Consider the following 19,106-nt stretch of genomic DNA (forward strand, 5'->3'; position numbering starts at 1 on the left):
AAAAACCATTGATTTTACAACCAGATGACCCCGGCTGGATGAAGGCGGGGCGGGGCGGGGGCGCCCGCAGGCGCGACAAGGCTTAGAATGTCCGGCTGCACCCATCCCGTCCGACCCCTGGAGTTCCCCAATGACCGTTGCGCAGTTCTACCCGATCGGCACCCCCGGACAGCCCTGGGGCGACGCGGAACGCGCACAGTGGCGGGCCCGCCAGCAGCGCCGGCGCAGCTACCACGACGACGTGGTGGCCGCGCTCGAGCGCCTGGACGACAGCTTCGATGTGATCCAGTACGGCCAGCTGGACTATGCGCCGGACCATTACCCGCTGTTCGCCGTGGTCAACCACGACTGGAACCCGGCGCTGCCGACCGCGCTGATCACCGGTGGCGTGCATGGCTACGAGACCAGCGGCGTGCACGGTGCCCTGCAGTTCCTGGAGCAGCAGGCGGAGCGTTACCTGGGCCGGCTGAACCTGATCGTGGCGCCGTGCGTCAGCCCGTGGGGCTACGAGCGCATCCAGCGCTGGAACCCGGACGCCATCGACCCCAACCGCAGCTTCCGTGACGGCGGCCAGATCGTGGAAGCCGCCGCCCTGATGGCCTGGGTGGCCGAGCGCAAGCCGAACCTGCTGGTGCACCTGGACCTGCACGAGACCACCGACAGCGACCTGCAGGAGTTCGATCCGGCGCGTTGTGCCCGCGACGGCAAGCCGTTCGAGCGCGACACCATTCCGGATGGCTTCTACGTGATCGGCAACAGCGAAGATCCGCAGGCCGAGTTCCAGAAGGCATTGATCACCGCCGTGGCCCCGGTCACCCATATCGCCCCGGCCGATGCCGAAGGCAACCTGGTCGGCCTGCCGCTGCAGTCGCCGGGCGTGGTCTGGGGTGAATCGCGTTCGATCGGCGCCTGCGCCGGCTTCACCGACGCGCGCTTTGCCACCACCACCGAGGTCTACCCGGACAGCCCGCGCACCAACCCGCAGGAATGCAACGACGCCCAGGTGGCGGCGGTGTGTGCGGGCCTGGATTTCGCCCTGGCGGCGCAGTAGCGCGCCACGTTCCGGGCAGCGACCGGCATCAGCCGGCGCCTTTCTTTGGCCGGTGAGGTGGCCACAGCCGGCGAAGCCGACGCGCGGCAACCTGCGAACACATCCAGATCGTGCTGGTACACCCCGCTGTTGACCGCGAACAGGCCCAGCAGCGAGTGGAAGAGGTTGTCGTGGCTGTGCGCCCGGTGCAGGGCATTCTGGTGCAGGCAGGCCAGGTCCAGGCCTGCGTTGCGGCTGAATTCCGGTGAGAACCACATCACCATCGGCACCTGGGTCTGCTCGCGCGGGGCGATGAAGTAGGGCGTGCCGTGCAGGTACATCCCGCGTTCGCCCAGCGACTCGCCATGGTCGGACACATAGATCAGTGCGACATCACGCTGGTCCGCATAGCCCTGCAGCAGGTCGATGGCCTTGCCCAGCAGGTGGTCGGTGTGGACCAGAGTGTTGTCGTAGGTGTTGACCAGCGCCTCATTGCTGCAATGCTGGATCTGGTTGCTGTCGCAGGTCGGGCTGAAAGCCCGCGACGCTGCGGGATACCGTTCAAAGTAGGTCGGCCCATGACTGCCGAGCTGATGCAGCACGATCAGGGCGTCGCCGTTGATGGCATCGATGCGTGCGCCCAACTGGTGCAGCAGCACGTCGTCGTAGCAGGTGCCGTCGGCGTTGACGCACTGGCCGGCCACCTTCAGCGCAGGCATGTGCTCGGTCGATACGCGTTCGCACACGCCCTTGCAGCCGCCGTTGTTGTTGTTGCGCCAGAGCACGCTGATGCCGGTGCGCTGCAGGATGTCGAGCACGTTCTCCTCGGTTGCGGCGCGCACGTCGTCGTACTGGCCTCGGGTCATCTGCGAGAACATGCACGGCACCGAGATGGCCGTGGCGGTCCCGCATGAGGAGACATCATTGAAGCTGATGACGCCTTCCTTGCGCGAGAGCCGGGGATTGGTCGCGCGTGGGTAGCCGTTGAGCTGGAAGTTCTGTGATCGCGCGGTCTCGCCGACGACCAGGATCACCAGCTTCGGGCGCGGGCCCGGCGCGCGCCGTGCGTCCATGCCAATCGCGCGCAGCGGTTGCTGGCGGGTGCTGTAGAGGCTCTTCAGGTAACCGTGGGTATGCCGCACCACGTTCAACGGCAGCACTTGGTCGCGGATGTAGCGGTTGTTGCGAAGCAATGACGAATAGTCCTTGTAGAACGCAAAGCCGATCGCCAGCAGCACCATCATGGATACCAGGACGTTGACTGGCCACACCAGGAACGAACGTATCGAGCCCGCCCCGCTGGCGGTGCGCATCAGGACCAGCCCGGTCGCGGGCAGCCCGCCCAGCGCCAGCAGGGTCAACAGCAGTGGCAGCGACAGATAGGCGTTCAGTTCAGCCTGGTTGGTCTCGAACACGTTCTGCACCATGCTGCGATCGATCAGCACGTTGTAGTGCAGCATGAAGTAGCTGCAGGCGGCGCTGACGACAACGAGCAGCACCAGCAGCGGCCTGCGCAGGAACGGCAGTGCCAGCAGTGGCGTCAGCAGCAGGTTGAACAGGCAGAAAAGCACCACCGGCAAGCTGGCCAGGAACAGCACGCTGCGCAGGCTGTTGAGGTCGATCAGCCCCCACAGCGTCTTCCAGAGGGCGATGTTTCCAATCGTGGTGAAGAACAGTGCGGTGGCCCAGACCAGAACGATCGGATGGGGCCGTGGAAAACGGCGGCGTTGACGCACGAGCAGGTTCCGTGGAGCGGGAGTGCGCGCAGTATCGAAACCGCTTTATCAGGAAGTTGTCAGGTTGGGCGGACTAGCCCAGCAGGATCACGCCCCACACCGCGCCCACCATCAACAGTGCGGTGGTCTGCGCGGCGCTGCCCATGTCCTTGGCGTTCTTGGACAGTGGATGCCGTTCCAGTGAGATGCGATCGACCACTGCTTCGATCGCCGAGTTGAGCAGTTCCACCAGCAGGCTGATGAAGCAGACCGCCAGCACCAGCGCCCGTTCGAGCTTGCTGATGTCCAGCACGAACGCTGCAATGATCAACAGCGCGTGCAGAAGCAGCAGTTGGCGAAAGGCCGCCTCGCCGCGGAAGGTGGCGATGAAACCATCGCGCGAATGGATGAGGGTGTGGAAGATGCGGCTCAGGCCGCTCTTGCCGTGCGGGTACTTGCCGCTGTCCTTGGGGTGCTGCATGCCGTTTCCGCCGTGAAGTGAGCAATCCCCAGCATGTGCAGGCGCGCGTCAGGAAACCGTCAGATGGGCCACTCCAGTCTGAACCGGCAGCCCTGCTGCGAGGAACGCACCGTCATCCTCCAACCCAGGTGCTCGACGATGCGCTGCACGATGGACAGCCCCAGTCCCTCGCCACTGTGCGGGCTGCCGGGCACGAAGCGCTGGAACTGCTGTGGGTCGATACTGGAGGGCAGGCCGGGTCCGGTGTCGGCGAAGGTGAGTGCGGTGTCGTGGAGGGTGATCCTCACTTCGCCCCTTTCGGTGTACTGGCAGGCGTTGCGCAGCAGGTTCCAGATCACGCTGTGCGCCAGATCTGCGTTGGTGTCCAGCACGGCGTCATGCCGGGCATCAAACGCAACGATCACCGGCTTGCCGGAAATCCACGGCTGGCAGCGCTCCATGCAGGATTCGATCAGCGGGCGCAGGGTCACCTTGTTGCGCGGCACGGTACTGGGGGCGCGTGAGAGCAGCAGCAGGCAGGTCAGCTGGCGCTGCATCTCCTGGGTGGTGCGCAGGATGCGCTCCGCGCTGGGAACCAGGTGGCTGTCGGCCGGAAGCTGGCAGGCGAGCGTCTCCGCAGCGCCGCCGATGATGGCCAGCGGCGTGCGCAGCTCGTGGCTGGCATCGCCGCTGAAGCACTGTTCGCGATGCAGGAACCGTTCGAGCTCGTCACTGTGCCGGGCGAAGGCGCGGGCGAGTACACCGATCTCATCGCGCGCGTCCTGGTAGGGAAAAGGCTTCTGGCCGTCCTGCACCGCGTCCGCCAATCGCGTGATGGGTGCGATGACGTGCGTCGCTACCTTGCGGCCGATCAGGAAGGCGCCGAGCACGCAGATCGAAATGACCAGTGCCGCAAAGGCGTTGATCAGGTGTTCCAGATAGCCATAGTGCGCCGCATCCTGCAGCAGGTAGTAGCGCTGGTCGCCGTTGTTGAAGACGCTCAGGTGCCACTCGTTGGGCGCCTCTTCGCCGTGATGGCCCGGGCCGTACTGGCGCAGCACGACAGGCGCGTCATGGGCATCGAACAGCTGGGTCCCCGGTGGCAGGGCGGGGCGTTGGCCACGAGCCAGCGCGGCCTGCAGCCTTTCCACTTCACCGTGCTGGGTCCGCGCGACGACAGCAGCCCGGACCTGGTCGTAGTCGACCTGTTCGGCCAGAACGATGAAACCCATGGCACCGGCCATCAACAGCACGAACGAGATCGTGATGCGGGCACGCAAGCTCAGGCGGCGGTAGAGGGAGGCAGGGCTCACGCCTGCATGCGCCAGCCGACGCTGTGCACCGTGGTGATCAGCGCGGCGTCGAAGCTGCGGTCCACCTGCAGGCGCAGCTCATGGATGTGTGTTCGCAGCGCGCCGCTGTCCGGTGGCTCGTCGCCCCAGACCAGGTATTCCATCTCCTGCTTGCGCACCACGGCGGGCGCCGCGCGCACCAGGCACATCAGCAGCTTGTGCGACGTGGGTGTCAGCGCAATGCAGCGGCCTTGCCGCCAGGCCTGCGGCGAGCGCGTGTCCACCTGCAGATCCTTCCACGCCAGCACGCTCTGGACCTGGCGGCCCTGGGCGCGTCGTATCAGGGCCTTGATCCGCGCATCCAGTTCCGTCAGCGAAAACGGTTTGACCAGGTAGTCATCCGCGCCCAGGGCCAGGCCCTGCACGCGGTCTTCGACCGGATCGCGCGCGGTCAGCATCAGGATCGGTACCGGGTTCTGGAACTCCTGGCGCAGCTTCTGGCACAGCGTCATGCCGTCCAGCCGGGGCAGCATCAGGTCCAGCAGGATGGCGTCGTAGTCGTGCTGCGTGGCCCGGCGCAGTCCGCTGGCGCCGTCGCGGGCGTCGTCCAGGACGTAGCCCAGCGGTTCAAAGAAGGCATACAGATTGGCAACCAGCTCGGGGTTGTCTTCGATGATCAGCAGGCGGGTCATGGCGTGCGTCCTTGCGCGTGGCCGAACTCTGCCCGATCTCTTGCCGGATGCCAATGCCCTGGCTGAATGGATCGCAATTGGCAATCGGCGCTCAGCGTCCTCAAGCGACGTTCAATCGGCCGGGCTGCGTGAGTCGCGGATCGAATAGATCACCGAAAAGATCTTCCAGCCCTGTTCGGTGCGGATCAGCTGCCACATTTCCTTGCCCCAGTTGGTCTTCACCCCATCGTCGTGGAAGCTGTAGTCGAACGACACCGAGGCCACGTCGCCGTCTGTCTCGATCTTCGTGTTGGAGAACTTCTCCTCCTTCGGCTTCGGCGAGGCCACCGCTCCATCGATCAGCGCGATGAAGTTGTTGGCGGGAATCTGCCGCGCCTTGATCGCATCGGGCTTGGCCTTGCGGATGTCCTGCAGGCGCACGTCCTCGGAAGCATACTGCCAGCCGATGTCTTCCGGCTTGTCCGAAAAGAACAGGTCCATGTAGGTCGGCTTGTCCTTGTTGATCAGCGAGGTCCGGAAGGATTCGACAACCTGTTCGATCGCTTCGATGTCGGCGGGGGCGTTCTGCGCGGCGTAGGCCGGCAGGCACGCCGCGAGAGAGAGGGCGAGGGCGGCGAAGCGTGCACGCGCGTTGGGCATCATGGGTTCCTGAGAAGAGGGGCGGCGGTGCGGGCGCATCACCGTGCGTAGGTTCGCCAGAAGAGCACGCGGTCTTCGGTCCTGTTGATGGCGACGAAGACCGATTTTCCGGATTCAGGTGCGCAGCGAAAGACGCGGTACGACGCGCTGAGCGTCGCGTCGCCAGGCCACCAGTGTCGATTGAACGCAACTGGATCGCTGTCGTTGAATGTGGTTGCCTGGCAATCCGCAGGCAGCTGCAGTGGTATCGCAGGGGGCTTGGTGAAGACCAGCGCGCTGGTGTTCGAGTCGAGGTCGTGTACCTCGCGCAGGTCGGTCGCCTCGTGGGGTACCCAATCGGGAATCCATCCCTTGTTCACCATGTCGGCGTCAAGCGCCTCGCACAGAGTGTCGAACGAACTGTCCATCACCAGTCCGCAGGCGCCGAGCGCGCTACAGAATGTCACGACGATGGCGCGCCTGGCCATTCCGGCGGGGCTAGTCATCGTCGTCCTCTTCTCCGGAAAGCAGCCTACCCAGTTCTTCCGGTGGCAAGCGCTTGAGCCGCGCTTCCAGTTTCCGATCGTACGGCCGGTCGTTGGGTCCGGTATGGCGCTGCGCCTTGCGCGCGTACTGCTGCATGAACAGGCCGATCTCCTGCGCGATCCTGTCCTTCCGGCGCTTGCCTGCCATCGACGGGCGTCCCTGTGTTCATCCTGAATCATCGGTCGGCGCACGCTAGCACGGATGCCGGGCGCTGCAACAGGCCCGCTTGTCGAGGTTTGACGTTGAAGAAGGTCTGCGCGGATGATGCGCGGGCGCGAGGCGCAGGAGGGGGTCTGTCAATGAGGGCACTGATGGAGGGGCTTGCCGGCCTGTTCGTGGCGTACGTTGCCAGTTGCTCGGCGACCTCAGCGTGGCATTCCCACGCGCTTGCCTCGGTCCCGGTCGGGGCGAGCAGGGCCGAGGTACTGCGGGTGCCGGGGCAACCTGACGTGGTGGAGCATGCCGGTGCTCCCTTTACCCGCATGCCAGCAGTGGATGCGATGGTCGCCGTGCGCAGCGACGGTGGTATGAGAACCGGCTGGGCCTGGATACCCAAGCCTGGTCGGTAGAGCTGGATGCCTCCGATCGCGTGCTCGCAACGTCGCGCTGGACATCACCGTAGAAGACCGCGACGAGCGCATGCGTATCCATCGACCTTTCATCTTCACCGCAAGCTTGGCCCTGATGGCGTTGTGCGGGCTGATGGGCGTAATGGTGCTCATTTATGGCTTCAACGAGCACGGCCTGAGCTGCGGCAGGCTGTGCTCACTGGAGATCTCCATCCGCCTGCTCTTTGGTGATCGGGGATTCGAAATACTGGTTGCGATGGGGCTCGTTGCCGCGGCGCTGATGGTCGGGCATATCGCACTGCGGGAGGGCATGCATGCCGGGCGGCAGCGGAGGCATGTGGGGCGCGGTGGGCGCAAACACCCCCGACCGGAGCGGCCCCGGTCGTAGGGTGTCTGCACCGGGGTAAATCGCTCCATGTGGGACGCTGCAGGTCGCTTCAGCGATGCAGGGCGTCGATGATCAGCCCGGTGGCGATCTCCACCAACAGGTACTCGTTGTCGGACTGGCGCACCCAACGCCGGTCGCGGCCCGGCTCGCGCAGGTCATAGCGCGCGTAATCGTCTACCCAGTAGCGGCGGTCCACTTCGGCCCACGGCAGGCGCTCGCCACGTCGCCAGGCCTTCTTCTGCCAGCCTGGCGGCGGCGCATCACGGTTATGCGGGCCGCCCGCATGCGGTGGCGGGCCGTTGCCGCGGGCGTGGTGCGGCGGATCGGCGAAGGCGGGCGCTACGGCGAGTGCTGCGGCCGAGCCCACGGCAATGGCAAGAAGACGTATGGATGTCATCGGGATGCCTCCGTCATGGCCGCGATATGCGGCGCTGTGAGCGCGAATATAGGGCAGGCCGTGTGAATGAATACGGATGTGGACAGGGCTTTCATGAACAGATCGGGTAGCGGCTGCTGCTGCGAAGACGACGTCAGCGGGCCGCACCAATGGCGACGGCCCCTGCAGCCCAACCGCCACCCAGTGACAGGAACACATCCATCTGACGGTCGACCCGCTCCGCGCGGGAGGCCGCCAGTGCGGACTCCGCATCTGCCAGCGCGGCCTGGGCCGAAAGCACGTCGAGAAAATCGATCCTGCCGAAGCGGTAGAGCTGCTGTGCCTGTCCGGCTGCGCGCGCCGCGTCCCCGCGCGCCTGCGCCAGGCTGCGCTCGCGTTCAAGCTCCTGCGTGCAGGCAGAAAGCGCGGTCTCGGTCTGGCGCAGTGCCTGCAGCACGATGCCGTCAAAGGAAGCAAGAGCGGTATCCACATTGGCGCCGGCCGCCGCGATGCGGGCCTTGGCCACGCGGCGGTTGGGCCAGTGCCATGAGAGCAGCGGCCCGACGCTCGCCCCGAAACCGTCGGCCGAAAGCAGCTGCCCTCGCGTGCCTGCTGTGCCCAGGGATGCGCCCAGGGTGACCCGCGGATAAAGTTCCGCGGTCTCTACGCCGATCATCGCCGTGGCCGCGGCAAGGCTCCGCTCGGCGGCACGTATGTCAGGGCGCCGCTGGAGCAGCTGCCAGCCCTCACCGACCGGCAGCGCCTGCTCCAGCTCCGGGGGGCGCGGGCACGCTTCCGCCTCCCTCGGATAGTCTGCCGGCACCCTGCCCATCAATGCGGCCAGTTCGAACAGTGCGGCCTGACGTTCGGCCAGCAGGTGCGGTATCCCCGCCGCGCTGCGGTTGACGGCGGCACCGGCACGGCTGACATCGAAGTCCGTTCCTCGGCCGCCTGCGGCGAGGCGGCGGGTTGCCTCCAGCGTGGCGTGCTGGATCGCCACCACCTGCCGGGTTGCGGCGAGCGTGTGATTGCGGGTGCACACCTGGAGATAGGCACGGGTGACGGCAGCAGCGACGACCACGCGGACCTGGTCGCGTGCCGCAGCGACGGCTTCGGCGTCCGCGTTGGCGGCTTCGATGCCGCGGCGGATGCCGCCTGCAAGATCCAGTGGATAGGAGAGGTGAAGGCCCAGCGCATACGACTGCGGCGCGGCCGACGCTTGGGCGTAGCCACCTGTATGGGTGAGCGTGCCCGATGCATCCACGTCGGCTTGCACGGCACCGCGCGCGCGGTACTCCAGCACGGTTGCGCTGGCGCGCCGAAGGTTGGCATCGGCGGCGCGCAGGTCGGTATTGGCCGCCAGTGCTTCGCGTACGTAGGCGTCAAGCCGGGGGTCGCCGTACAGGTGCCACCATCGATCTGGTGGCGCGTCCTGGCTGAACGATGCCTCCTGGCCCGAGACGAACGCCCGCGCCACCTGGGGGGAGGCCGCGACCGCATTCGCAGGCAGGTGATAGTCGGGGCCGGATACGCAGGCCGTCATGGGCAGCAGCAGGGCAAGCAGCCCACCGCGTAGTGTTCGCACGCTCACTTGCAGGCTCCCGGTGCCGAGGGTGTGATGGTCACACTCGCAGTGCGACCCACGATCAGGCGGGTATCCGACGGCGCATCATCGATGCGGATGCGTACCGGGATGCGCTGCGCCAGCCTCACCCAGGTATAAGTTGGCGCCACGGCGGGCAGCAGGTTGTGTGTGCTTGAGCGCTGATCGTCGGCAATGCCGGCGGCGATGGTATCCACGTGTCCGCGGATGTCGTGGTTGTCGCCCATCAGCCGGGCCACGGCGGCATCGCCCTCGGTGATGCAGGCCAGTTTGGTTTCCTCGAAGTAGCCCTCGATACGAAGGCTGCCGGTGTCGATCAGCGCCAGTGCCTGCGCACCGGGTTGCAGGTAGTCGCCCGCATGCAGGTCGAGGTTGGTGATGATGCCATCGGTGGTTGCGCGCACCTCGGTGCGTTGCACGTTGAGCTGGGCAACGCGCTGTTCGGCCCGTGCCTGCGCCAGCGTGGCCAGTTCGGTATCGACCTTGGCGGCATTGCGTTCGCGGGTTTCCGAAGCGACCAGGTTGCCAAGTGCGTTGTCCCGCGCCGATTCGCGGCGGGCCAGCGCCAGCGTGGCATGCGCGCTCCTGACCGCCGCGTCTGCCTTCTCCAGCGTGGCGGCGAAGCGTGGCTGATCGAGCACCAGCAGCAGCTGGCCGGCACTGACCCGCTGGTTGTCGTGCACCAGCACCTGGGTGACCAGCCCCCCCATGTCCGACGCAACGCGCACCACATCGGCGCGCACCCGCCCATCCCGCGTCCACGGGAGCATTTCGTAACGATTCCAGAGGGAGAACGCGGCAATGGCGGCAAGCGCACACACGCCCAGCGTTGCGCTCCAGCGCCCGATGACAGCAAGCAGGTGTTTCATTTCATTTCTCGAGCAGGGGCGAGAGCCGGATCATCAGCTCCGCCAGGATCACGAACAGGGACAGGCCCACCAGCGGCCGCGCGGCGAACAGCCGGTACAGACCGAGGCTGGCGAGCAGGCGTGAAGTCAGCATCGACAGCGCCAAGGCGGCAGCGGCCACGGCGAGCAGGCCGGGAATGAGCACGCCATCAATGGAAAGATCAGAGAGCATGCGGTCAGTGCCGATGGGTGAGCGGTGAGGCCAGCAGGTCGCGGCGCAACCCGCTGAGCAGGTGCAGCAGATTCCCTCGATCGGCCTCGGCGATGGCTGTTGCGGCCTCGCGCATGCAGTCCAACAACTTCAGAAGATGGGCATCGACACTGCGTGGCGCGTGGGCGCGAACCCTGAAATGTGCGGCGACGCGTTCGACCAGCGCCGCGTGTAGCGCCCGAACGTGCGGGTTGTCCAGGTACTTGTCCAGTGTGCGGAGTTGGCTGGATGCATGTGCCGCACGAACGTCCGCAAACAATACCCGCAGCTCGTGTACTGCGCTGGAACGGCCCTGCAACCTTGGAGCGAGCAGCCCGATGCGATCCTGCATGCGGCTGAGCCAGGCGCGGGTCACATCACCTCGTCCGGCGGTGTGTCGTGCGATATCCCGACGGATCGAATGCTCCAACCGTGCGCGGTTGCGGCCCGCGTCGGCGGTTTGGAACAGCTGCATGCTGCACAGTGCCACCGTCGTACCCACGAACAGCGCAACGCTGTTGTTGAGTGCGCCGACGATGTTGACCGAATTGGTCGCGCCCAGGCCTGCGATGATCGGGAAGGTCAGTACCACGCCCAGGGCGGCCATGATGAAGGGCGGCCGGGCCAGGAACGATCCGCACAGCAGCAGCACCGGCGCGAGCGCGGCAATCAGGCCGGTGATATCGGACAACGCGGGGAAGATCAGCAGACCGTAGAGCAGGCCGACGGCCACGCCGATGCAGGATCCCACCAGGTAGCGCATGACATGCGGTGCCGGCGCTTCGATCGTGCCGAACAGCACGCACGCCGTGCCGATGATGGATACCGCCGTGGCGCCCTCCGACCAGCCGGTGACGATCCACAGAACGCAGCTCAGCAGGATGCCGGCGAACGCGCCCAGCGCGCTGCGCAGGGCAAGCCGATGATCCCGGTGAAGTACCGCACCCTGCACATGTCGCGCAAGGCGGGCAGGCACATGCCGACGCCAGTCGGGACGGGCAGTGTGCAGTTGCGCCTGCAGCACGCGGCAGTCGGCGTGGGCGAGGTCGAGCTCGGCCTGTTGCGCGGCGAGGCCGGCCTGCAGCAGATCGCGCCAGCCTGTTGCATCCATCGCGCCGGCCTGTGGTGAACGCAGCCGGTCGATGGAATCTTCCACCGCGCTGGACAGCATCAGGACGTCCAGCATCCGGTCGTGCAGGGCGCGCAGGATCTGCACCTGCGCCACGCCGTGGGCGCTGTCGTAGGGCAGGTGGATCGACAGCACATGCAGCTCGAGCAGGTCGGCGGCCACTTTCGAGCGGTCCGTCGCCAGTACCGTGTCCGATGCACCGGCGCGCATGTCCCGTGTCCATCGTTCCGCATCATCCAGCACGGCAGCAACCCGCGCGTGCACGCGCATCGAGACCCGGCGCGGCAGCACCAGCGCATGTACCAGCGTTGCAGCCAGGATGCCGATGGCGATTTCCTGCACCCGCGTGATGGCAATGGTGAACACGTCTCCCGGCACCATCACCGCAGGAAACCCGATCAGGCTGGTGGTATAGCCGGCCAGCAGGAACGCATAGGCACGTGGCGTGCGGTCGAGCATCGCCAGATACAGGCACAGCGCCATCCACGTGGCGAGTGCGGCGCTCAGCACCAGGGGGGCATTGGCGAAACGTGGCACCAGCACGACGGTGGCGACGGCCCCGCCCACGGTACCGAGCAGGCGGAACAGGCCGCGGCTGAGCGTTGCCCCGGAAAAGGGCTGTGACACCAGATAGACCGTGCCGATCACCCAGAACGGGCGATTCAGGCCGACCCTCAGAGAGACATACAGCCCCAGCGACGCGGCGAGCAGGCATTTGAGCGAGAACAGCAGCGCTTCCTGATCGGTCCTGAGGGCAGGGTTTTTCAACCGGGCAAATGCCTGGCGCATGTAGGGGCGGAACGGGGTGGGGGAGTGCATGCGGCTCATGCTAGTGATCGGCCGCACTGGCGAATTTCGCTATAATGACAGTCAATCGCTAAAACCGGTCAATGTGAGAATGGCTCGCATTTCGCTCCCCGGCTTTGACCTGGACCCGGACGAGACCGATCGCCCGGCGGTTGCCAGCCGCCTGCAGGTGGCCGAGCACGACGCGGAAATTCCGGTGCATGAGCATCGAAAGGGTCAGCTCATTCTTGCGCTGCATGGGGCGGTGACCTGCGAAGTGGCCAATGCGCTGTGGATCGTGCCGCCGCAGTGTGGCGTCTGGATTCCGGGTGGCATGCCGCACAGCAACCGCGCCACCGCCAACGCGCGCCTGTGCTATCTGTTCGTCGAGCCCGGCATCGTCGATCTGCCCATGCAATGCGTGACGCTGGCGATCTCCCCGATGCTGCGCGAGATGATCCTGCACCTGGCCGACGCGCCGCTGGACTACCCGCATGGCAGCCACACCGACCGGCTGGCGCGGGTGTTGCTGGACGAGCTGGTACGGATGCCGGCCGAGCATCTGTCGCTGCCGGTCAGCCATCACCCGAAGGTGCGTGCGCTGGCTGCGGCGCTGTCGGCGGATCCGGCAGACCGCAGCACCATCGGCCAGTGGGCCGTGCGCCTGGCCCTGGGCGAGCGCACGTTGACCCGCCTCATCGAACGGGAAACGGGACTGTCCTTCGGGCGCTGGCGGCAGCAGTTGCATCTGCTCATCGCCATTCGTGAACTCGCCGCGGGTGCACCGGTACAACGCGTTTCCGAGACGCTGGGCTATGAGTCGGTGACGGCCTTCATCACGATGTTCAAGAAGGCGCTTGGCCTTTCCCCGGCGCGGTACTTTGCCGTGCGGCTGCGCGGGCAGTAGCGGGGAACAACGGGGGAAGCCGTTGCCTGGAACGGCTACTTCAAGGTGCCGGAGACTGATTGAATCGCGGCCACCACCGCAGCAGGATCCTCGCGCTGCAGGGTGTGCCCGGTCGCCAGGTAGCGATGCGTGCCGCGCGTGAATCCCGAGAAGAGCAGGGCGTGCTGCGCCTTCCAGAGTGCCTTGCCCGCTGCGGTTTCTTCGAAGAACAGCGGTTCGGCAGCGAGCTGGGTTGCAGTCAGCAGCGCGACCGGCACGTCCGGCATTGAGCGCGGGGTCTGTGCACCGGGTGCATCCAGCTGTTCGATCAGCACGGCGTAATCGGCGGCCATGGCCGGCGGCAGCATTGCCCGCAGTTGGGCATCGTCTGCCTGCACGCGGGCACTGTCGGCCTGCTTGAACGCATGGCGCTGCCCCATCGTGGCCGGGTCCACCAGCACCAAGCCCTGCAGGCGCTCCGGATGGCGGCGTGCAAACTCCGTGGCCAGCAGGCCGCCATAGGAATGACCCACCAGCACCACGCGGCGACCGGGTGCGAGCGTATCGATCACGGCTGTGAGGTCGGCCAGATGCGCATCGATGCGCTTGGCGTGACCGTCGCTGCCGGACTTGCCGAGTCCTGCACGGGCGTAGGTGATGCTGTGGTAGTCGCGCCCCAGACCTGCAACCACCTCTTTCCAGGCGCCCGCGCCCTGCCCGAAACTGGATTCAAAGACCACGGTGATCGGGCCTGCCCCCGTCTCTTCGGCCTGCAGTGTGTAAGCGCCCCGATCCACCTGGATTTCCCCGGCGTGGACGGTGCCTGCAGCGGCCATCACCGCGGCCAGCACCCACATCGTCACTCGGCTGCTCTTCATTCCCATTCCCCTGGGCCGTGACGCGTGCCGGCCCTTCCGACGGGTCAGGTCTGCAGCGGAGCGCCGCAGCCTGCCGACCTCGCGACAGGTCGTGCTGGTAATGTAGTGAGGTATAACACCGACTCCCTGTGCAGAAAGTCATGGGAACAGAGCGCAATCCGCTGAAAGGCTGTGGATGCTTGAATCTGTGATCGGTTACGCGACTCCACACTTGAATGTGCAAGCGTCCTCAACGATAAAGGCGGCATGTGGCACTGCCGCATTCCGGACCAGGGACGATCCGAAGCATGACGCGGGGAACACCTCCGCGTTCTCGTTCCCGCCGGCGCTGTGTTCATCCAGGAAGGAGAACAGGGATGTTGGAACGACTGAAGACCATTTCGTGTGCCGTGCTGGCGATTGTTGCCGTCGGCTGCTTCGCCCCTGCAGTGGCACAGGCGCAGGAAAGCAAGATTACCTGGCGCATTTCGCAGCCCGGCGGCAATTCGACGCAGTACAAGACCCAGCAGCAGGCGGTGCAGGCGATCAAGAGCCTGCCCGCACCGAGTCCGTTCCCGCCGGAGTTCCAGTTCGGTTGGCAGTCTGTCGACAAGATCAAGTCGAAAGTCGTGGACTTGAACGGCAACACGTCGATCACCTACTGGATGGGAAAGTCGCAGCCCTCCGACCCGGACTGGTCCTACATTGGGCGTGACATATTCCCGACCGAAGAGGCGATGGTTGCTGATTTTCTTGCGGACCAACAAGCCAACAATCCCGTGTGCCCAGGGGCGGCGGTCACTCCGTCTGGCGATTGGTTTGCAGCCTCGCCCGATCTGGAAGGTGTCATGGAGTCACGCTACTACGATCTGACTTCAATGGCTGGCAACAATACGGCTGAGTCACCCTGCACGCCGTACACCGGAACGGTGGCGGTCGCGCGTACCCGGCGCTTGAACTGCCCCATCCCGTTCACGCAGTGGTCCAACAAGCACAACGCCTGCGTCAGCGAAGAATTCGTTGCAACCATCACCTCGAAGTCGCAGAAGTGCGACAAGGACAGCGCGGGTCCGAGTTGTCCCTCGACAGAAAAAGGTGAGGACGCAAACAACGCGCCTTGCGACGGCACCGTAGGCAATCCGTGTGACGTCAAAACCGGCGAGAAATACGAAATCGCGCAGGATTTCGATCTGGGCTGGATCGCGTTGACGCGCTTCTATCACTCTGGCATCTCCACGTCCTCCGGTGGCTTCGGTCATGGCTGGACCCATTCGCTGGGCGCCCACCTGGCACTGGATGGCGTTGACAGCGTTGGCATCATTGAAAGCACCGGTTTCCAGCGTGCATTCAAGAAGATCGGCCAAGCCTATGAGGCGGACGACGACAGTGGTGACCGTCTGGTCCAGAACGGCAACTGGACACTGTACTCGGCGGATTCCATCTCTGCCTTCGGCGCGGACGGGCGTCTTGCCGCCAAGCGCTTCCCGGATGGCACGTCGCTGACCTACATCTACGACGACAGCGACCGCCTTGCGGCGGTCACCCACAGCAGTGGCCGCACACTGGAGTTCGTTTACCAGTCCAACGACTATGAGGCGCTGATTAGTTCGGTGCTGGTCGAAGGCGTTGCGCTCGCCACCTATACCTACACGCCGCAGAACCAGGTCGCCACGGTGACCTATGCGGGTGGTGGTGTGCGGACGTATCACTACGAGAACCAGGACTTCCCCCAGCACCTGACCGGCATCACCGCCGAGGACGGTCGCCGCTACAGTACCTTTACCTACGATTCCATCGGTCGTGTGATCTCCAGTCAGCATGCCGGCGGTGCCGATGGCGTGACACTCGCCTACAGCCCCAATGGTGGTGCGGTGGTGACCGACGCGCTGGGGCGGCAGACCGACTACACCCTGACACCCGGCGGCGACACCGCGCCGTCGCGCAAGGTAACCGGCCTGAGTGATTCGCAGGGGACCGTCAGCCGAACCTACTACGACCAGAGTGTCGACTTCCGCCGGCGCCTGGATACCTACACCGATCGCCGCGGTATCCAGACCAAGCACACCTATGCGCAGGGCACCGATCCGGTGAGCGGTCGTGCCGTCAGCATCCATACCGTGACCGAAGCGGTCGGCTTGCCCGAGCAGCGTGTGGTGACCACGGTGCGCGACGTCGAAACCAATGCGGTACTGACCACCCGCATCGGCAATCGTGAAACCCGAACGTCCTTCAATGGCCGGCGCCAGCCGACAACCAACACGGTGACCGACACCGCATCCGGTCAGACGCGCATCACCAGCTACACGTACTGCGAAGCCGCGGACGTGGCTGCGGCAGGGAGCTGCCCGGTGGAAGGGCTGCTGAAAAGCGTGGATGGCCCGCGCACGGATGTGGTCGATACTGTTACCTACGCCTACTATCCGGCCGATGACGCAGGGTGCGCGACCAATGGTGCATGTGGCTTCCGCAAGGGCGACCTGCGCAGCGTGACCAATGCGCTGGGCCAGACGGTCGAGACCTTGGCCTACGACGCACTCGGAAGGCCGCTGTCGATAAAGGACGCCAACGGCGTGGTCACCGATTACACCTACCATGCCCGCGGCTGGCCGACCTCGGTCACCGTGCACGGTGCCGCCACAGCCGAGGACCGGATTACCCAGATCAGCTACTGGCCGACCGGCCAGGTGCAACAGATCACCGAGCCCGACGGCAGCAGCGTTTCCTATGTCTACGATGCGGCGCTGCGCTTGACCGATATCGAGGACAACGCGGGCAACTCGATTCACTACACGCTGGACAATGCCGGCAATCGCCTCAAGGAAGACACGCTCGATGCAGGCGGTACCCTGCGCCGCACCCTGGCACGGACGTTCAACACGCTCGGCCAGCTGACCGCACTGAAGGACGCGGGCAATCACGCCACCGGCTTTGCCTACGATGCCAACGGCAACCCGCAGACCGTGACCGACGCCCTGCAGCGCGTGACCAGCCAGCAGTATGATCCGCTCAACCGACTGGCGCAGACCCTGCAGGATGTCGGCGGCGTCGCGGCGGAGATCCGCAGCCAGTACAACGCGCTGGACCAGGTCACCCAGGTCACCGACCCGAAAGGCCTGCATACGACCTATGCCTATAACGGGTTCGGTGACCTGACCGGGCAGGTCAGCCCGGACAGTGGCGCCAGCAGCTTCACCGTGGACGCCGCCGGCAATCGCAAGACGGCTACCGATGCGCGTGGCGTCACCGCCACCTATCACTACGATGCACTCAACCGCCTGATCGGCATCGCCTATCCGGACCCCAATCTGGACGTGGGCTACAGCTATGACGTGGCACCGACTGCCTGTGCCACCGACGAGCGCTTTGCCAAGGGGCGCCTGGGGCAGGTGCTGCACGCCAATGGCAGCACCCAGTATTGCCATGACCGCTTCGGCCAGGTCACCCGCAAAGTGCAGACCATCAATGGTGTCGCCAGCACGCTGCGCTATGCCTACAGCAAGGCGGGTCGCCTGGCCGCGCTGACCTACCCGGATGGCAGCGTGGCTGACTATGTGCGCGATACCCAGGGCCGCATCAGCCAGATCGGCCTGACCCGGCCCGGCCAGGCGCGCCAGATCGTGGTTAACAACGTGACCTACGCGGCCTTCGGCCCGGCGACCGGATGGACCTATGGCAACGGCCGCCAGTTGCAGCGTCCGTTGGATCTGGATTACCGCCCGCAGGCGGTACACGACCCGGCCGCAGGTGGCCTGTCACTGGGCTATGGCTATGACCCGGTCGGTTCGATCACCGAGCTGAAGAACGGCGCAGGCTCAACGGTGCTCGCCAAGTACGCCTACGACACGCTGGGCCGCCTGACCCAGACCCAGGACGGTACGACCGGTACACCGATTGAAACCTATGCGTATGACGCCACCGGCAATCGCACTGCGCTGACCACCTCGGCAGGCACCGCCAGCTATACCTATCCCGCAACCAGCCACCGCCTGACTGCGGTGGACGGCGAAGCGCGCAACCATGACGCAGCGGGCAACACCACCAGCATCGGCAGCAAGACGTTCACCTACAGCGATGCCAACCGCATGAGCGCGGTGAAGCAGGGTGATGCTGTACTGGAAAGCTACAGCTACAACCATCGCGGTGAACGCGTACTGCGTACCCCGGCCGGTGGCGCAGCGCAGATCACCTTGTACGACGAAGCAGGACAATGGCTGGGCAACTACTCGGCCACGGGCCAGGCGCAGCAGCAGGCCATCTGGCTGGACAACTACCCGGTGGCTTTGATCAGCGTGCCGAGCGCCGGCGTGCCGGAGCTGGCCTACGTCCAACCAGATCATCTGGGTACGCCGCGCGTGGTGATCGATCCGGTGCGGAATGTTGCAATCTGGGAGTGGAGCAACAAGAGCGAGGTATTCGGCAACCAGATTCCGAGTGCTGACCCGGATGGCGATGGTGTGGTGTTCGAGCTGGCGCTGCGCTTCCCGGGCCAGCAGGCCACGGATGCGAGTGGGTTGTTCTACAACAATCAGCGGGAGTATGACCCGGTAGTTGGGCGGTACTCGCAGAGTGATCCACTTGGGTTGGAAGGCGGAATCAGTACATTTGCCTATTCCGAATCTGACCCCGTGCTGAACGTCGATCCATTCGGTGAGATGTCGGGACGTCGCGGGGAACGAAATCAGACGCGCTCGCCGGATGGGACCAACAATCCTGGAAAAAAGTGGAAGGATGATCCCAAACGCCCTGGATGGGGATGGCAGAAGGACTCCAATACGGGAAAGTCAACCTATAAAAGGAAGCCGTCGTTCCTGCTTCCACCCAAGGCAATCGGACCCACGCTCGCACTTAGAGTTGCTCTTCAGGTTGCTTGCGAGAATGGAGATGTTAACGCGTGCAAGACCCTGTGTAGTCTCTTTCCAGAGGTTTGCGGGGCGGTAGACTTCACAGAGCCGAATGTAGCAATGTGCCCTACGGATGGTTCGACGTCACTGCTCTTCTAGATGAACTGCAAGATGGGCTATGTTTCATTTGGAAAGGGCCGGGGAGATCTTCGCTTGCTCG

17 protein-coding genes are annotated in these 19,106 nt (G+C 65.1%); 4 read left to right on the plus strand and 13 right to left on the minus strand.

Annotation, left to right across the window (positions count from 1 at the left end; all coding sequences use genetic code 11):
- The first annotated feature begins 130 nt into the window (after nucleotides 1–130).
- On the plus strand, nucleotides 131–1,051 hold the full coding sequence (locus RI032_RS17910; protein WP_043396360.1) for a M14 family metallopeptidase: 921 nt from the start codon (nucleotides 131–133) through the stop codon (nucleotides 1,049–1,051).
- Here the strand turns inward: RI032_RS17910 and RI032_RS17915 are convergent.
- The 7 genes from RI032_RS17915 to RI032_RS17945 all read right to left on the minus strand — a co-directional run bounded on the left by RI032_RS17915 (nucleotide 955) and on the right by RI032_RS17945 (nucleotide 6,500).
- Nucleotides 955–2,766 (minus strand): phosphoethanolamine transferase, encoded by a 1,812-nt coding sequence (locus tag RI032_RS17915; RefSeq protein ID WP_322547412.1) that lies wholly within the window; start codon nucleotides 2,764–2,766, stop codon nucleotides 955–957. The genes RI032_RS17910 and RI032_RS17915 overlap by 97 nt on opposite strands.
- 73 nt (nucleotides 2,767–2,839) lie before the next feature.
- Complete coding sequence (locus RI032_RS17920) at nucleotides 2,840–3,226, minus strand: diacylglycerol kinase (protein ID WP_164191750.1); 387 nt, start codon at nucleotides 3,224–3,226, stop codon at nucleotides 2,840–2,842.
- 59 nt (nucleotides 3,227–3,285) lie between these two features.
- Entirely contained in the window at nucleotides 3,286–4,518 is a 1,233-nt protein-coding gene (locus RI032_RS17925; protein WP_134958698.1) for a HAMP domain-containing sensor histidine kinase, read from the minus strand.
- On the minus strand, nucleotides 4,515–5,189 hold the full coding sequence (locus RI032_RS17930) for a response regulator transcription factor (protein ID WP_057503691.1): 675 nt from the start codon (nucleotides 5,187–5,189) through the stop codon (nucleotides 4,515–4,517). The genes RI032_RS17925 and RI032_RS17930 overlap by 4 nt, the downstream gene beginning before the upstream one ends.
- Nucleotides 5,190–5,300: 111 nt before the next feature.
- Entirely contained in the window at nucleotides 5,301–5,831 is a 531-nt protein-coding gene (locus RI032_RS17935; protein WP_322547413.1) for a Cif family virulence factor, read from the minus strand.
- A 35-nt stretch (nucleotides 5,832–5,866) separates the two neighbouring features.
- On the minus strand, nucleotides 5,867–6,313 hold the full coding sequence (locus RI032_RS17940) for a YbbD-related protein (RefSeq protein WP_322547414.1): 447 nt from the start codon (nucleotides 6,311–6,313) through the stop codon (nucleotides 5,867–5,869).
- Nucleotides 6,306–6,500: a hypothetical protein gene (locus RI032_RS17945; RefSeq protein WP_057503694.1), complete on the minus strand. Its 195-nt coding sequence runs from the start codon at nucleotides 6,498–6,500 to the stop codon at nucleotides 6,306–6,308. The genes RI032_RS17940 and RI032_RS17945 overlap by 8 nt, the downstream gene beginning before the upstream one ends.
- A gap of 492 nt (nucleotides 6,501–6,992) precedes the next feature.
- Here RI032_RS17945 and RI032_RS17950 point away from each other — a divergent pair, with 492 nt between their 5' ends.
- Nucleotides 6,993–7,310, plus strand: coding sequence for a hypothetical protein (locus RI032_RS17950; RefSeq protein ID WP_197656997.1), 318 nt, complete (start codon nucleotides 6,993–6,995; stop codon nucleotides 7,308–7,310).
- Between the two features lie 49 nt (nucleotides 7,311–7,359).
- Here RI032_RS17950 and RI032_RS17955 read toward each other — a convergent pair whose 3' ends face one another.
- The 5 genes from RI032_RS17955 to RI032_RS17975 all read right to left on the minus strand — a co-directional run bounded on the left by RI032_RS17955 (nucleotide 7,360) and on the right by RI032_RS17975 (nucleotide 12,335).
- Nucleotides 7,360–7,707, minus strand: a complete 348-nt coding sequence (locus tag RI032_RS17955; RefSeq protein ID WP_019337825.1) for an RcnB family protein — start codon at nucleotides 7,705–7,707, stop codon at nucleotides 7,360–7,362.
- Nucleotides 7,708–7,840: 133 nt separating this feature from the next.
- The gene (locus RI032_RS17960) at nucleotides 7,841–9,277 is read right to left on the minus strand and encodes an efflux transporter outer membrane subunit (RefSeq protein ID WP_322547415.1); all 1,437 of its coding nucleotides are present in this window, start codon (nucleotides 9,275–9,277) and stop codon (nucleotides 7,841–7,843) included.
- A complete protein-coding gene (locus RI032_RS17965; protein ID WP_322547416.1) occupies nucleotides 9,274–10,158 on the minus strand; it encodes an HlyD family secretion protein in 885 nt (294 codons plus the stop codon). The genes RI032_RS17960 and RI032_RS17965 overlap by 4 nt, the downstream gene beginning before the upstream one ends.
- Nucleotide 10,159: 1 nt before the next feature.
- Nucleotides 10,160–10,369: a DUF1656 domain-containing protein gene (locus RI032_RS17970; RefSeq protein ID WP_049471367.1), complete on the minus strand. Its 210-nt coding sequence runs from the start codon at nucleotides 10,367–10,369 to the stop codon at nucleotides 10,160–10,162.
- A 4-nt stretch (nucleotides 10,370–10,373) separates the two neighbouring features.
- Entirely contained in the window at nucleotides 10,374–12,335 is a 1,962-nt protein-coding gene (locus tag RI032_RS17975) for an FUSC family protein (RefSeq protein WP_322547417.1), read from the minus strand.
- A 79-nt stretch (nucleotides 12,336–12,414) separates the two neighbouring features.
- Here RI032_RS17975 and RI032_RS17980 point away from each other — a divergent pair, with 79 nt between their 5' ends.
- On the plus strand, nucleotides 12,415–13,209 hold the full coding sequence (locus RI032_RS17980; protein ID WP_227844753.1) for an AraC family transcriptional regulator: 795 nt from the start codon (nucleotides 12,415–12,417) through the stop codon (nucleotides 13,207–13,209).
- A 35-nt stretch (nucleotides 13,210–13,244) separates the two neighbouring features.
- Here RI032_RS17980 and RI032_RS17985 read toward each other — a convergent pair whose 3' ends face one another.
- Nucleotides 13,245–14,066 (minus strand): alpha/beta fold hydrolase, encoded by an 822-nt coding sequence (locus RI032_RS17985; protein ID WP_227844704.1) that lies wholly within the window; start codon nucleotides 14,064–14,066, stop codon nucleotides 13,245–13,247.
- A 356-nt stretch (nucleotides 14,067–14,422) separates the two neighbouring features.
- On the opposite strand from RI032_RS17985, the gene RI032_RS17990 reads away from it, so the two are divergent.
- On the plus strand, nucleotides 14,423–19,045 hold the full coding sequence (locus RI032_RS17990) for an RHS repeat-associated core domain-containing protein (RefSeq protein ID WP_322548279.1): 4,623 nt from the start codon (nucleotides 14,423–14,425) through the stop codon (nucleotides 19,043–19,045).
- Nucleotides 19,046–19,106 lie beyond the last annotated feature (61 nt).

Origin of the sequence: Stenotrophomonas geniculata (assembly GCF_034508895.1) — a bacterium.
Classification (GTDB): Bacteria; Pseudomonadota; Gammaproteobacteria; order Xanthomonadales; family Xanthomonadaceae; genus Stenotrophomonas; species Stenotrophomonas geniculata.

Bases quoted from the DNA above. Each gene is read 5' to 3' on its own strand.
- RI032_RS17910 (WP_043396360.1), top strand. From the start codon at position 131: ATGACCGTTGCGCAGTTCTACCCGATCGGCACCCCCGGACAGCCCTGG.
- RI032_RS17920 (WP_164191750.1), bottom strand. From the start codon at position 3,226: ATGCAGCACCCCAAGGACAGCGGCAAGTACCCGCACGGCAAGAGCGGC.
- RI032_RS17930 (WP_057503691.1), bottom strand. From the start codon at position 5,189: ATGACCCGCCTGCTGATCATCGAAGACAACCCCGAGCTGGTTGCCAAT.
- RI032_RS17935 (WP_322547413.1), bottom strand. From the start codon at position 5,831: ATGATGCCCAACGCGCGTGCACGCTTCGCCGCCCTCGCCCTCTCTCTC.
- RI032_RS17940 (WP_322547414.1), bottom strand. From the start codon at position 6,313: ATGACTAGCCCCGCCGGAATGGCCAGGCGCGCCATCGTCGTGACATTC.
- RI032_RS17945 (WP_057503694.1), bottom strand. From the start codon at position 6,500: ATGGCAGGCAAGCGCCGGAAGGACAGGATCGCGCAGGAGATCGGCCTG.
- RI032_RS17950 (WP_197656997.1), top strand. From the start codon at position 6,993: ATGCGTATCCATCGACCTTTCATCTTCACCGCAAGCTTGGCCCTGATG.
- RI032_RS17955 (WP_019337825.1), bottom strand. From the start codon at position 7,707: ATGACATCCATACGTCTTCTTGCCATTGCCGTGGGCTCGGCCGCAGCA.
- RI032_RS17965 (WP_322547416.1), bottom strand. From the start codon at position 10,158: ATGAAACACCTGCTTGCTGTCATCGGGCGCTGGAGCGCAACGCTGGGC.
- RI032_RS17970 (WP_049471367.1), bottom strand. From the start codon at position 10,369: ATGCTCTCTGATCTTTCCATTGATGGCGTGCTCATTCCCGGCCTGCTC.
- RI032_RS17975 (WP_322547417.1), bottom strand. From the start codon at position 12,335: ATGCACTCCCCCACCCCGTTCCGCCCCTACATGCGCCAGGCATTTGCC.
- RI032_RS17980 (WP_227844753.1), top strand. From the start codon at position 12,415: ATGGCTCGCATTTCGCTCCCCGGCTTTGACCTGGACCCGGACGAGACC.
- RI032_RS17985 (WP_227844704.1), bottom strand. From the start codon at position 14,066: ATGAAGAGCAGCCGAGTGACGATGTGGGTGCTGGCCGCGGTGATGGCC.
- RI032_RS17990 (WP_322548279.1), top strand. From the start codon at position 14,423: ATGTTGGAACGACTGAAGACCATTTCGTGTGCCGTGCTGGCGATTGTT.